The organism is Porphyromonas somerae DSM 23386 (genome assembly GCF_000372405.1).
GTDB lineage: Bacteria > Bacteroidota > Bacteroidia > Bacteroidales > Porphyromonadaceae > Porphyromonas_A > Porphyromonas_A somerae.
Genome location: NZ_AQVC01000019.1, coordinates 1 through 14215 on the forward strand (window position 1 = coordinate 1; position 14215 = coordinate 14215).

Genomic DNA, 14215 nt, shown 5'->3' on the forward strand with positions numbered 1-14215 from the left:
GATCGGTGAGGTAATCTAGGTCATAAGACAAGTTGTATGGTGAAGCATTACCTATTGTGGAAAAGGAATTAATGATATACTCATAATGGTGGTTGCGTACGACACCAAAATACCCGCCATTATCGATAGACCCACCTACGGTATCCAAGTTGGTATGAGTGATAGGGAATGAAAAGTAATTTAAGGAGTGGTAGAAATATTGAATATCATCATCCTGATATCCTTTTTTCGCTAATCCATTGTTTGAGCTATTCATAATACGACTGCCTATCTCTAGAAAGTCTTTTTCCTCATTACTAGGATTACTCTTTTTAATTAGGCTTTGATACAACTGTAAGAAGTCTGTATCAAGATAGGGCTTTCCCTTATAATTGACCCAGCCAAGATCGGGAGATTCTAATTGTGTAGAAGAGAGTTGCGACTTAAGGCTTTTAGGCAACATCCTAACACTGAGAAGAACTCTTGTAATAACTTTGGCACTTGTTTCAGATGAGGCTACCGTATTCTCAGGGATAGGTCGATAGCTACTCGTAAAGTTTGTGTCGTGGCTTGATCTTGCCCATCTTGTATAGGTGCCAAGATAAAGGAACTCATTTGTGAGTTCTTCTATACTTTTTGTGCTAAACCCACCATAATTGGGGTCGATGGGATAGTACACTTGAAATTTCGACTTGAGATGCTCATCTACTTCAGGAAACAAAATGTACTTCAGATTTTGTACGTCGGGCGAAACCAAAATATAATCACCTAGAATCTCATATTTATCATCTTTGACTGCATTTTTCCACTTAACAGAGAGTAACGCATTGATAGCAGTAAGCTTTGGTGCTGGTAGTTGGTATGTTTTATTAATAGCATTATCGTTGAATAGAGATTTGGAGATCTTAATTGGTTCGGGGCTGTGGTAGATGTTATTAATCAGCCTATTATGGTCAAAGTCTTTTTGGCGATCGTAATTTAATGTGCCAGTAATCTCAGAAAAAGGATTACCCACGGTCGTGGCACTTTTGAGCTGGTCATTGCACGATGTAAAGTAATATACAAGGTAGTTATCCGCCTTGATTTTTTCACTTCCTTTTATCTGGAAAGCGATGCCTTCGTTACTTGATGCTGGAGAGGGAAGGTAGTCAGCACCTGAGAATACTCCTGCTACAGCCTTTACATCCTTATCAAATACGTAAGCCACCTTATCTGGCTGAGAGGGGTCGTCTTTGTCTACCGAGTATAGCACTATGCGAATACCGCTAAAATGGATGCGATGTTTTAGCTTTTCTGCAGTTCCAGTTGGATAGCTTTTCAACCCGCCCTGTGAAAAGCCAGCTAGGAGGCCATTAAAAGATACTTGAATGATTTCATCGTCCGAAGTCTGTGGGGTGTATCCAAGGTCCACCCTTGAATTACATGAGCTTACGATGAGTGCTAATAGGATAATAGATAGTAGTCTTCTCATACTGTAGGATTGTATAGTTAGATATTCGAATGCGAATTTAGATAAAATTATCTTAACTGCCAAAAAGCGCCAACTTTGATTTCAGTTGTTATTTTGTCAATTGTGTTTTTAATATTCCTATAAGCTCCTTATCTGCTGGTAACCATTCCACACTATTAAGGGTTTCAGCGGTTAGCCAGCGTGCTGATTTATGTTCTCGGAGTTCAATTTCACCTGCCTCAATTTGACACAAGTAGCAGTGCATAATCAAGTGGAATGATGGATAGTCGTATTCGATTGTGTGGAGAAATTCGTTAATGGCAATATCTATACCTAATTCCTCTTGGATTTCGCGTTTGAGAGCAACATCACGACTTTCACCCGGTTCGATCTTGCCACCAGGGAACTCCCACATTCCCTCAAACTCGCCATATCCACGTTGTGTGGCGAAGTAAGACCCGTTATGATGTATAACCGCTGCTACGACTTCTATAATCCTCATCGTTAAATAGCATTTAAGTATTGTGACATTGCAGGTTTGTGCAGTTTCCAAGTTATGTTCATTGGGAAATCATCGTGCGATGAAACATAGTCTACCATACCGAAACAATGGAAAGGGGATGTAAAGCCAAATCCATCTTTCTTCTCCTCACGGACAAATAGTATGATTTTGTTTTTTGTTTTCGATTGCTCTGTATATCGGCGGCCACCATTGTTATTGTGCGAATCTGTATTCTGCGATTGCCAGTGGAAGAATTCTTCATTAATTAAGTAGTCATTATACTGCGTGGAAGGAGAGAAATCCTTTTCCGACTTGTTAAGTGTTACAAATAATAACGTAGCGTTATGTTCTTGAAGGTTAAAGACTCCAGATGCTGCACCCTGCATTTTAACTTCTGGCGTCTGACGCCCAACAAGTGTAAATATCTCCTCACGAGTGTAACAGCCATACAATTCTACTTTAGGAAGACTCTCGATACCAATTGGAGCAGTTTTGATGCTTAAATTAGCTAACAAGTAGGAAACTATTTCTGATATTTCCTGTTTGAAGCAAGCATAATTATTGTGGAATAGTAGCTCCAATGCTTCATTTATGTTTTGAAAGCCAACTTTGCTAATCTTATCCTGGAATAGTGCATAATATAGCATGATTGCATAGGTTTTATATGCTTCTTCAAGGTGTACACCTTCGCCAGCAATAAACCGTGCAACAAAGTGGAGAAATGAAACTGTATTATGGTGAATCAAATTTGCCATTCCTTTCTCTAAGTGCTTTGTTATCGCATCATCATTATATGAGATGCGTCTAGCAGCACGTTTCAATGAAGACCAGCAATTTGCTCCCTGGTATATCACGCGAATATCCTGCCCATTATTCTCTAAGAATTGTGAGATAGTCGGTATTGATGTGTAACTATTTATCTCCTTAATGATGCGTCTTTTGTTGTAGATAGCACTTGATATATTATCGAGAATATATTGTCGTGCCATCTTCTCCATTACAATACTACACCCCATAGGAAGTAGGGTGAAACCTTCTTCTATCTGTTTTTTGATATTTTTTTCAGGGTGTAATGTGAGTGCGCGGAATCGGCTTGCGAAATCATATTTGCAGTTGGCTTGTGCAACGAAATCAAGGACTGTTAGCTCTGTCTTTCCAGCAGAAAGACGCAAACCACGACCTAATTGTTGAAGGAAAATTGTTAAGCTTTCGGTAGGACGAAGGAATAATACAGTATCAACCTCTGGAATATCGATACCCTCGTTGAAGATATCAACAACACAGAGATATTGAAGAGAGCCATTTCTTAAATTCTTTGAGAGCTGCTTACGCTCATCAGGTGGCGTGTCTGATGTGAGGCTTTGTGCCGTGAATCCATATAGTCTCAACTGATCGGCCATAAAGTTTGCATGGCGTTTATTTACGCAGAAACATAATGCTCGGCATTTGTATTCATCAGCCAGATATTTTTGTAATGAATCAGCTATAAGTTTTGCTCTTGCCTCAGAGCATAGTTTATCAGCAAGACGATCATTATTATACTTCAATCCACTCCATAAACTTTCGTCGCTTAGGTCTATGTCGTCAGAGATACATAAGTATTGGAATGGTGTTAGCAATCCTGCCTGCAACGCCTGAGGTAATCGTATTTCAGCACTTATTCTGCCACCAAAATCGGGGCGTAAGTCTTGACCATCCATACGCTCCGGTGTTGCTGTTAAACCAATAAGGAGCTTTGGATTAAAGTGATCAAATAGTTTACGATAGCTATTTGCTTGGCTATGATGTGCTTCGTCAATTACAATGTAGTCGTAATAGTCCGCTTCCAACGATGCAAAGAACTCCTCGAAACGAGAATTGAACATATTAATAGAGACAAACAAATGATCGTAGTCACTTGCGTCATAAGGACGATTTGCTCCAACCCAAAGTGTTCCGAAATTGGCATCTTGCAATACACTTCGAAATGTACTCAACGATTGTCTCAGAATCTCTTCTCTGTGAGCTGTGAAAAGAATGCGAGACCTTGAATGTCTTCGGGCGAACTCTTGGTAATCGAATGCGGAAATGACAGTCTTGCCTGTTCCTGTTGCGGCCACAATAAGATTCTTGAAGTTACCTCTCTCCTCACGCTCTACACGTAGCTTGTCGAGAATCTGTTTCTGATGTGGTAACAGCGAATATCGTTGATAAACCATTTCAGAAGTATTTGAGTGGAATAAGTTGCGATGAATTTCTTTATTGAATTTCTCAATGCCCCCTATACGGAAATCCTCAAAGTTGGGACTATTCCAATACATCTCGAAAGTCGCAAGCACAGTCTTAATAATATGTGGGTTCTCAATACTCGTAACACGCATATTCCATTCCAAGCCATCAGTCTGTGCCGACTTGGATAAATTTGATGAACCGATGTAGGCTGTGTTCATGCCAGAATTGCGAACAAATATATACGACTTGGCATGCAATCGTTCTATATTGGTATTGTATAAAATTCTTATCTCTGTATTTGGCAATTCAGCTAACTGCATAATGGCCTTTGCCTGTGTGGCTCCGCAGTAGGTCGTGGTGATGATACGCAAACGAGTCCCCTCACGGCTACAAAATTTAGTGAGCTCATCGAGCAAGAGGCGGACACCAGAAACTTTTAGAAATGATACGATAAAGCATATCTCATCGGCACTTGCGATTTCTCGACGGATCTCCTCGTTCAAAGAAAGTGTGCTACTACCACCAGTAAAAAGGTTGCTAACACGAAAGCCAGATATAGGGCGAACTGTATGTGTATTGCTCTGAGTTTGTAGAATAGCCTTCTGCTGGCTCATCACCTCAGCTAATAAGTCTGAAGGTTTTACGATTTGCTTGTCATCAAGCAATCCTGCATCAATCATAATACGATTGATAAGATTTACCCGATCTTGTTGCTCCTCAATATCTTCAAGCTTCTGACGAATAGCTTTTGCAAGATAATTTGCCAATATTTGTGGCGACTCGGCACTGTCTATAGGCTGCTGAATGCATACTAATCCAGACAGTTCTGCTTGTTGAATATCACGTTCTGTTTCCTTATTAATTATATGTTCGTATATTCCAGACTTCATTACGGTTCTATTGATTGCTTTTATAATCTTTACGGGGCAAAAGGTATGGTCTTTGCTATCTCAAATGGTACTTCAAAGATAGGTTGATAACCATAGAAACATATGAGCACAAGATACAAATAAATCTCGCATGGCTTATTGAATTCCAAGTTTCCTTGGTCCCATAGGCTTAAAAAACAAGTGCGATTTCGCAGGACTTCTTTATAGGTATCTTACTTCTAGCCATACTTCGTCCTCATTTCGCCATGTTTTTGTTTCATACTGCATATTGGCGTCTCTCTGTGTTACATGAGTCCAGCACCTATGGGGGAAAAAAGTGTATGGGGTAGGTATGCAGTTCAGAAAAGGACGTAATAACGACTGAAAAGTTGACGAACGAGTGTTTTGGATAAAACAAAAGGCACTCAATTTGAGTGCCTTTGTGATGGTTTATTAGGATAGTAAGTAGTCCTTATTTTCCGATGCAGAAGTTAGCGAAGATGGAGGAGAGGAGGGTGTCGGTGGTGACTTCGCCGATGACGGTGCTGAGGGAGGTGGTGGCGGCACGTAAGTCTTGGGCAATCAGTTCGCCTGAGAGGTGGGCTTGGATGCCCTCTTCTACGGAGAGGAGATGCTGAGCAGCCTCCCTAAGTGCTGTGGATTGTCGTAGGTTGATAGCCATTAATTGGTCGTCAGCCACTGCTAGGTCAGAGAAGTGGTGGTGAAGTAGTTCTTTTACCTGCTCTATGCCCTCACTTTTCATTGCACAGATGGGTAGAATGGTATTGATCTCTTGCTCTACTAGCCATCCTTTCAGCACTTCAACCCGATCCTTTGGGGCAATATCTATCTTATTGATGATGCCTACGATTTGTTGCTTAGAGGTTTGGGGTGCGATCCTATCTAGTACACTTTGCCATTCTACAGCCGTCTCAGTTGAATCTATCACCCATAGGATGAGCTCTGTATTGGCCACCTTTTCAAGCGTCCTCTCAATTCCAATGAGTTCTATTGTGTCGGTCGTCTCTCGCAGTCCAGCCGTATCAACTAGTCGGAATTGCTGACCTTTTATATATAGAGTGTCCTCAATCGTATCTCTCGTGGTGCCGTGAATGTTGGAGACAATGGCACGCTCCTCATTCAGTAGCCCATTAAGAAGCGTTGACTTGCCTGCATTGGTAGCTCCAACGATAGCAATGGGAATACCATTTTTGATCACCTCACTAGTGGCGTAGCTTTCGGCTAGCGACGAGACACTTTTTCGGATCTGTTGGCATTGGTTCAGCAGTTCATCTCTCGGGACAAACTCAACATCTTCCTCCGAAAAGTCCAGCTCCAATTCAATAAGGGAGGCTAAACGGATGAGTGGTTCCCTTAGCTCTTCAATCTTTTTGCGAAAAAGACCTCGCATCTGAGTAATAGAAAGGCGGAGAGCTGCTCTATTGGTGCTAGCAATCACATCTGCTACAGCTTCGGCTTGAGAAAGGTCGAGCTTGCCATTGGAGAGCGCCCGACGGGTAAATTCGCCTGGCTCCGCCATCCTCGCTCCCGCTTGAATCAATAGATCCAAGAGTAATTGGGAGATCAGAGGGTTGCCATGATACGTTATCTCCACTTGATCTTCGCCTGTATGCGAATGTGGAGCCCTCATTACTAGGATGATACAGTCATCTATCCTACTTCCATCCTTGGGGTCGTATAGCCAACCATACTGAGCAGAGTAGGGAGCTGCGGTGAGTAGTGAAGTATCTTTTTTCGTAGGCCTAAACAGGCTATTGACTATCTCAATTGCCTTTGTCCCTGATACCTTAATGGTACTCTGTGCTCCCATGCCGTGTGGTGTGGCTACTGCACAGATTGTATCCTCGAAGTTATTGTGCTCCATTGGCTTCTACATATAGCATAAAGAATCCATCCATGGCGTCCACCTTTCCTCTCGCGAGGTACCCCAAAACGCCAGGATGAATTCAAAAATGTTTCTTATCTGTCCGCTATAGCGGTTCCCTCCTCAAAAACTAGAAGGGCGGTAGAATCACTTCTTGTTGCGATTACCGTAACGGCTACGGAACTTATCTACACGTCCAGCAGTATCCACAAGAGTGGCTACACCAGTATAGAATGGGTGTGAGCTACTTGATACCTCGACTTTAATTAGTGGATAAGTCACACCGTCAATCTCAATTTCCTCACGTGCATTGGCACATGAGCGAGTGATGAATGTCTCGTCATTTGACATATCCTTAAATACTACCTTACGATAGTTCTCAGGATGAATACCCTTCTTCATTATTATCTTATGCTTTAATTAGTTTCTGACTAATATTCTCTATTGGATTGCAAAGGTACATATAATACCATACATTTCCAAATATTTTACGCTTGCACTTCTCTTTTTTATCTTTGTATGAGAATCTCTTGGATCAGCGGAATAATATTCTCTCTTATTCTGATCGGGTTATTTCGATGCTCTCCTGGTACTGCGAAGGCGTGCGAGGAATCGAATAACTGGTCAAAGAGGGAACGATAGGAAAATAGCTCATCATTTTCAGCAAAAAGAGCCCACGTGTTTTTTACTTCAAAGGGCGAGGGCGCCAATGACTCTTCCAAATGAATATACTTATCTATCTCGGTTTGAGTGGCATTGCCGAATTCTGGCAAATATAATAACTCCGAGGGTTTCATGCAGGGGTTGATGACTATTCTAGGGCATCCCTTAATTCGTAGCGCGGTAAATCCTCCCATGCTAGAGCCGATGACTAAGTCAATTCCTTCATTATCCACCAGCATTTGTGCTTGATGGATATTTGCCAGCATATTTTCGAAGGAACTCAACTCATTGCTAAAGGCTGGAGCAAAAAGGGTAGCCCCCTCTCCTAGTTGCCTTTGAAGTTCGGTTGCTGTGGCACCGAAAGCCCCACCACTGTAGCCATGGATAAAGAGTATTCTCGGCTTTCTCATTTTCTTATATTGAGCACTTAAGTAACGGTACTCCTCCTCGTATTGCTGATGCTTCGTGAGATCTTTTTCGGTAGGGTTAGGAATTCGAGAAATATCTAAATTGTGCTCCAAGTCGTGGAGTTTCACTGCCGTTGCCACTGGGTGCTCTCCGATTGCTTTGATATAGGCTTCTCTGGTGCCATACCGATGGCTGTTGAGTAGCTTAAGTACCATCTTAAGCGTCTCCCGTGCTTCAGAAGGCAGTTTCTCGCCTGCAATCTCCTCAAGTCTCTGAAGAACCTCAGCAGTAGAGTGAGGCGTATCTTCACTCGCATCATGGAGGTATCCAGCTATCACCTCCAGCCAAGTCTCCCCCTTGCTCGCTACCATCTGAAGGTGCCCTTCAAAATAATCCTTCCCAGCCTTATCGCACTGACCCTTGTGGAGTTGCTTAGCCAAGCGTCTGGCACTCTGGATAAATAATGAGTAGTTAATCATATAAACTCTCTTTGGACCTAATAATACCAATGGCAAATATACCGAAAAGAACGCTTAACCGCTCTGCTGTTGCCTTGATAAAGTATAAGACAAAGGTGGTAGAGAAGCCCTATTCCTCTGCCACCTTTGTCTTATAATAAAGATGGGCAGTTACTCTCTCATCATCTTATCAATGTCTATCACCTCATGGTGCTTCTTCTGCCGAGCGTGGAACGCTTTGTAAAGGGCAGGTACTACGATGAGGGTGAGAAGGGTCGAAAGGGCCATTCCTCCGATGATTACCCAGGCCATGCCAGTTCGTAGCTCGGCACCAGCTCCAGTAGCTAGTGCTACGGGGAGCATTCCGATAATCGTGGATAGTGCCGTCATAAGAATTGGACGGGTGCGAAGCTTCACAGCACGTATCACTGCCACATCTACTGCTAGCCCTTCTGCCATTGCTTCATTGGCGAAGTCTACTAATAGAATTGCATTTTTGGCTACCAATCCTATCAGCATTACCATTCCGAGCATCGCATAGATACTCATAGCTGTATTGCTGAGTGCTAGAGCGAGTAGGGCACCTACTACAGATAAAGGAATGGAGATCATCACCACGAGTGGGTCGGTCCAGTTATTGTGGAGGAGTACGAGTGATAAATAGATCAGCAAGAGTGAAAGCAGAATGGCGGTTTGGAGCACACTCATAGAGTCCGACATCTTCTTCATGTCACCCGTAGCTTGTACCTCGACCCCTTGAGGCATCTCCGCCCGGTCCAGTGCCTTCATAAATTGCTTTGAGATGGCCCCCGGTGATACCCCGTATGCCTGAGCACGTAGCGTGACAGAGCTATTGCGATTATATCGCTCTAGACGGCTGGGCCCAATGCCGAGGTGTATATCGGCAAACTGTGCTAAACGGATCTGGTCGCCACGACCATTGGTAAACATCAGGTTGGAGACATCGTCAATAGATTGACGGGATGCTTTATCGGAGCGAATGTTGATAGCATACTCCTGCTCCCCTTGGGTGTATCTCAATTGGTCATTGCCTTGGAAATACATTTGCATCATCATACCTACGTTGTCAAGGGTGAGTCCGAGGTCGGCCATCTTGTCCCTTTGTACCTTTACCACCACTTCGGGTGTGGCGTTTTCTACCGAAAGGGTGGGCTGTACTACACCTGGGATGCCCCTCATTATATCAAGGGCTTTATCGGCATAGGTAGCTACCGAATCCTTGTCGGATCCTGAGATAATGTACTCCACCGCTGCCTTGGAGACGGTGCCAGTCATGCTCACGCTATAGATATTCACTCGGGCGTCCACTAAGTGGTCAGATAGCGGTTTTCGGATCCGCTGGATATAGGCTTCGGTTCCCTCTTTCTGCTTTTTGAGTTTTACATTGAGCTCAGCCAAATAAGGAGTTCCTTTATTGCTCTGTGAATTGTCGCTGGTTTGCCCTACCATAGTCACCACTTTCTCCACTTCAGGGCGTTTCATAAACCAGATTTCCGCCTTCCGAACCAATCGGTTGGACTCCTCCATGGAGATATCTTTGGGCATCTCTAGTTGCACAATGCACTCACCTCGGTCCATATAGGGCTGGAACTCAAAGTTCACAAAGCCCAATGGGAAGAGTAGTAGCACGGAGCCCATTACACAGAGTACAATCACTAAGAGGAGCCACCTATGCGAGAGCCCCCACTGGGCGATAGAGGAAATGTGAGTAGCAAACTTGTCGATCCCATTTTCAAAACCATTGAGTATCCGTCCGAATGGTTGCTCTTTATCCAGTTGCTTAATATTGCCAAAGCGAGAAGTAAGCAAAGGAACTAATGTAAGTGCAGCTAGTAGACTGAGGAGGATCGCAATAACGATGACCCCACAGAACTGCCGTAGAATATCGGAAACCAGTGTGTTTGTGAAGATGATAGGGAGAAAGACTGCCACCAGTACTAGGGTGACTGAAATAACGGTTAGCCCAATCTCGTTCATCGCATCAAAGGTGGCCTTGAAGCGATTTTTGCCCATCTCCATGTGTCGGTAGACGTTTTCAATCACCACAATAGCATCATCCACCAATACGCCGATCACGAGGGAGAGGGCTAGGAGCGACATCATATTGAGGGTAAAGCCAAATAGCTTCATTCCGATGAAGGAAGAGATGAGGGATACAGGCACTACCACCATCACGATGAGTGCATTCCGTACGTTGTGTAGGAAAAATAGAATCACAAGGGAAACCAGAAGCACTGCCAAAAGGAGGTCGGTAAGTACCGACTTGATGGCATTGCTCGTGAAAGTGGTGGTATCCTGTGCCATCTCTATTTTAAGCCCTTTGGGGACATACTGATTTTCAAGCAACTCTATCTGCTTATGGACCGCTTTACTTACTTCAATGGCATTGGCATCGGACTGCTTTAGGATATTAATCAGAATAGCTTCTTGTCCGTTGACACGACCAATTTTTACAGGGTCTTTAGTGCCATCTGATACCTCTGCCACATCCTCCAAGCGAATCATGGCTCCATTGGCGGAGCGAATCACTATCTTACGTAGTTCATCAACCGAAGTGATCTTGCCCGATAGCCGAACTGCCATCTGAGTGGAGGGGCTCTGTAGATATCCAGTAGGGAAGTCTAGGTTGGCACCTCGTATGGCACCTTGGACCATCATTGGGCTGATGCCGAGGTCGTGCATACGGTCTTGATTGAGATTGACCTGAATCTCGCGCTGTACACCACCCACGAGGTCTACATTGGCCACTCCTCGGATATGAGAAAGGTCGGAGCGTATTCGTTTGTCCACCAAGTCAAATAGCTCAGTAGAGCCTATGTTGGCTCGTGCGGAGAGGATGAGGATCGGTTTTTCATCTACGGAGACTTTGGAGATTCGTGGGGAGAGGATATCACGTGGAAGCTCTGCCCGCTTGGCATTGAGACGATTTTGGGCTTCGGTCATTGCTTTATCAATGTCGGTGCCAAACTCAAAGGAGACCATAATCATCGACATTCCTTCAAAGGAGTAAGACTGTATATGATCAATGCCCTCCATACTGGAGAGTGCCTCCTCGGATTTCTGAGTGAGGGAAAGCTCAACCTCGCTCGGAGAAGCCCCAGGGTATACGATCTGAACCGTGAGGATAGGTGGGGTGAACTTAGGCATCAGCTCTGCACTCAGGCTCTTGAAGCTCAGATATCCCAAAACGGCCAATAATATAAAAAGAACCGTAACGTATATGGGGCGTTTGATTGAAGTTTCAACTATTTTCATCGCCTTATTCGTTTAATTATTCTTTGATGCTTTTGACTGGGGCACCATCGGAGATGTTGATCAGGCCAGCAACTACTAGGCTATCGCCTTTTTGAAGCCCATCGAGAACCTCGATGTGATCTCCTACCGTGTTGCCAGCGGTGATGGCCTTTTGCAATGCCATACCATTGCGTACAATGTAGACTTTTGCATCATTGATACTTCCGATGATGGCTTTACGAGGGATGAGTATGCCAGTTTGCTCCGATGCGCCACCGAAGGAGATGGAGAGGTACATTCCTGGGTGTAACCCTTCGGAAGTCTCATTATCGAGCATCACATCTACGGGAAACGAAAGGGCTTGGTTGGCTTTGTCGCCGATCATGGAGATGTGTCCGGTGATCTCTCGGGTGGGGAAGAGCTCGCTCGTGAGGCGTACGCTCTGGCCTTTGGTGAGCTGAAGGCGCTGTCGCTCGGTGACGTAACAAGAGACTTTGAGCTGGGAGTCATCGACGATCTCAAAGAGCTTGGCACCAGGATTGACAAAGCTCCCAACCTCCACGTAACTTTTGTAGACTTGGCCTGAGGTGGGGGCCACGACCGAAGCATCGGTAAGGCGGCGACGAGCAGCAGTGTAACGCCCTTCTGTGGCGACCATCTGGGTATGCATAGCGGCTAGTTGCTGGTCGGAAACCCCTCCTTGTGCGTGTGCATTTTCGAAGCGTTGGTAGTCTCGCTGAGCTGCCTCAAAGGCTACCTTAGCCGACTCAGCATCGGCACCGAGGGTTTCGGCATCGATCTGCAGGAGCAATTGCCCCCTTGAAACTCTATCGCCTTCTTTTGCTCGAAGGGCAATGACTCGCCCACCTATCGCTGAAGTAAGGGTTTGGTCGTGAATGCCACGCACCAGTCCGTTGGCGGTGAAGTCTAGGGAGTAGGGGTGTTCGTTGACGATTTCTGTGCGAACTGCTACGGCTGTTTGGTCGAGTAGGATACCCTCTGTCTTGGCTGCAGTACTTCTTTTATTGCCAATCAGGGTGAGCACGATGATCCCGATAACTACTATGATGACTATCGGGAGGAGAACTTTCTTTTTCATAAGAATATATATCGTTTAATGGTTGTTGGTGATCATTTCCATGACTTCGCCATTGACTTTCTTTAGGTCTATATAGGCTTGCATGTAGTCTCCTAAGGCGCTAGCATAGGAGAGCTGTGCTTGTATGAGGGATTGGGTGGCATTGAGTACGTCGGAGAGGGAGGCGAGGCCGGAGTCGAAGTTTTTCTGTGCTAGGTGGAATACCTCTTCGGCGAGGGCTTGGTTGTCTTTTTGTAGGGCGATGGTACTCTTGGTGTCTTGTAGCTTGAGAAGGGCATTTTGGCGTGCCATCTGTAGCGATTGCCCTAGCATCCGTAGATCCTCCTGTGCTTTGAGGAGGTCTATGTGGCTCTCCTTTACCTTGGCACTTCTCGAGAGTCCGCTGAAGATGGGGATCTTAAGGTTAAGGCCTACCATGGCGGTGGGATAGCTATAGCTGTTACTACTCTTGAAGAGTTGGTCGCTCATCCTATTATATTGTAGGTTGAATATCAGGGTGAGAGTAGGAAGATACTCGTACTTCTTGGCTCTATTTTGTAGTTGAGCCATCTTTTCGCGTGCTAGTAATTGTCGGTAGGCGACTTGCTGCATGAGGTTGAAGGGCCTGAAGGTATCGGCTTGGCTCTGACTGTCTACTAGTGAGAAGTCCATTGCCGGTAGCGAAATAGGTTGGTCGATATTCCATCCCATTTGTAACTTGAGTAGGTTTTTCTGTACCTCAAGGCCGCTTTCAATAGCCGCTTTTTGCGTCTTTAGGTTGGTGAGATTGACCCGTACTCGGTCTACATCGATACGCTTGACGAGGCCGTTGGCGTAGTTGACCTCCATCATTTTCAGCATCTTCTCTACAAGGTCTACACTTCTCCCCATCTGCTGCACTGCATAGTCTGTTACCTGAATGCCGTAGAATAGAGTGGCGGTTTTGGCCACCACCTCTTCCTCTGTAGCTTTGGCACCAAGTGTAGCCATCTCTTGGGATACCTTAGCGATGTTGAGAGTATTGAAGAGTGGCATATTGAGGATCTGCTGGCTAAGGGCTACCCCTGCATTAGCCGTGTACTTTGTGCCCATCTCCACGGTCATGTATTGCGATGCATTGGGGTCGCGCATCTTCTCTGGGAGCATATTATTCATGAAGTTGGGCATCACAAACTTTGCCTTCTTTAGGTTGTCATTGACGCCAGCAGAACCATTGATTTGAGGAAGAAGTGCTCCGAGCACCTCCTGACGAGCCAGCTTTGCCTTTTGCTGCTCGTAAGCAGACTTCTGGATGTCGCTATTGTGCTGCAGCGCATATTCCAGGCAGTCGGATAGCGTGTAGACCTCTTGGGCAGTGGCCTGCACGGGCATGACCATCAGAAGTAGGGCGGTGTACACAATCCACTTTCTCATCTTGCCAATTGAGGCGAAGGTGTCTGTGAATCGACCACCATCAG

9 protein-coding genes are annotated in these 14215 nt (G+C 45.0%); all 9 read right to left on the reverse strand.

Annotation, left to right across the window (positions count from 1 at the left end; translation table 11 throughout):
- The coding region (locus tag A3GK_RS10475) for a hypothetical protein (protein ID WP_040575995.1) at positions 1–1450 on the reverse strand (1450 nt) is incomplete at its 3' end.
- A gap of 88 nt (positions 1451–1538) precedes the next feature.
- Entirely contained in the window at positions 1539–1931 is a 393-nt protein-coding gene (locus tag A3GK_RS0104950) for a (deoxy)nucleoside triphosphate pyrophosphohydrolase (RefSeq protein ID WP_018028369.1), read from the reverse strand.
- A gap of 2 nt (positions 1932–1933) precedes the next feature.
- Positions 1934–5032 (reverse strand): DEAD/DEAH box helicase, encoded by a 3099-nt coding sequence (locus A3GK_RS0104955; RefSeq protein ID WP_018028370.1) that lies wholly within the window; start codon positions 5030–5032, stop codon positions 1934–1936.
- Positions 5033–5483: 451 nt separating this feature from the next.
- A complete protein-coding gene (mnmE, locus tag A3GK_RS0104960; protein WP_018028371.1) occupies positions 5484–6896 on the reverse strand; it encodes a tRNA uridine-5-carboxymethylaminomethyl(34) synthesis GTPase MnmE in 1413 nt (470 codons plus the stop codon).
- A 147-nt stretch (positions 6897–7043) separates the two neighbouring features.
- Positions 7044–7298 carry a type B 50S ribosomal protein L31 gene (locus tag A3GK_RS0104965; RefSeq protein ID WP_018028372.1) on the reverse strand — a complete coding sequence of 85 codons (255 nt, stop codon included), beginning with the start codon at positions 7296–7298 and terminating at the stop codon, positions 7044–7046.
- A 107-nt stretch (positions 7299–7405) separates the two neighbouring features.
- Positions 7406–8446, reverse strand: a complete 1041-nt coding sequence (locus tag A3GK_RS11760; RefSeq protein WP_018028373.1) for a YqiA/YcfP family alpha/beta fold hydrolase — start codon at positions 8444–8446, stop codon at positions 7406–7408.
- 150 nt (positions 8447–8596) lie between these two features.
- Positions 8597–11701, reverse strand: coding sequence for an efflux RND transporter permease subunit (locus A3GK_RS0104975; RefSeq protein WP_026161729.1), 3105 nt, complete (start codon positions 11699–11701; stop codon positions 8597–8599).
- Between the two features lie 16 nt (positions 11702–11717).
- Positions 11718–12779 carry an efflux RND transporter periplasmic adaptor subunit gene (locus A3GK_RS0104980; RefSeq protein WP_018028375.1) on the reverse strand — a complete coding sequence of 354 codons (1062 nt, stop codon included), beginning with the start codon at positions 12777–12779 and terminating at the stop codon, positions 11718–11720.
- Positions 12780–12794: 15 nt separating this feature from the next.
- Entirely contained in the window at positions 12795–14171 is a 1377-nt protein-coding gene (locus A3GK_RS0104985) for a TolC family protein (protein WP_040575997.1), read from the reverse strand.
- Positions 14172–14215: the final 44 nt, after the last annotated feature.

What these genes read in the sequence shown, in the direction of transcription:
- A3GK_RS0104975 (WP_026161729.1), bottom strand. Translation starts at nt 11,701, where the DNA reads ATGAAAATAGTTGAAACTTCAATCAAACGCCCCATATACGTTACGGTT.
- mnmE (WP_018028371.1), bottom strand. Translation starts at nt 6,896, where the DNA reads ATGGAGCACAATAACTTCGAGGATACAATCTGTGCAGTAGCCACACCA.
- A3GK_RS0104985 (WP_040575997.1), bottom strand. Translation starts at nt 14,171, where the DNA reads ATGAGAAAGTGGATTGTGTACACCGCCCTACTTCTGATGGTCATGCCC.
- A3GK_RS0104980 (WP_018028375.1), bottom strand. Translation starts at nt 12,779, where the DNA reads ATGAAAAAGAAAGTTCTCCTCCCGATAGTCATCATAGTAGTTATCGGG.
- A3GK_RS0104955 (WP_018028370.1), bottom strand. Translation starts at nt 5,032, where the DNA reads ATGAAGTCTGGAATATACGAACATATAATTAATAAGGAAACAGAACGT.
- A3GK_RS0104965 (WP_018028372.1), bottom strand. Translation starts at nt 7,298, where the DNA reads ATGAAGAAGGGTATTCATCCTGAGAACTATCGTAAGGTAGTATTTAAG.
- A3GK_RS11760 (WP_018028373.1), bottom strand. Translation starts at nt 8,446, where the DNA reads ATGATTAACTACTCATTATTTATCCAGAGTGCCAGACGCTTGGCTAAG.
- A3GK_RS0104950 (WP_018028369.1), bottom strand. Translation starts at nt 1,931, where the DNA reads ATGAGGATTATAGAAGTCGTAGCAGCGGTTATACATCATAACGGGTCT.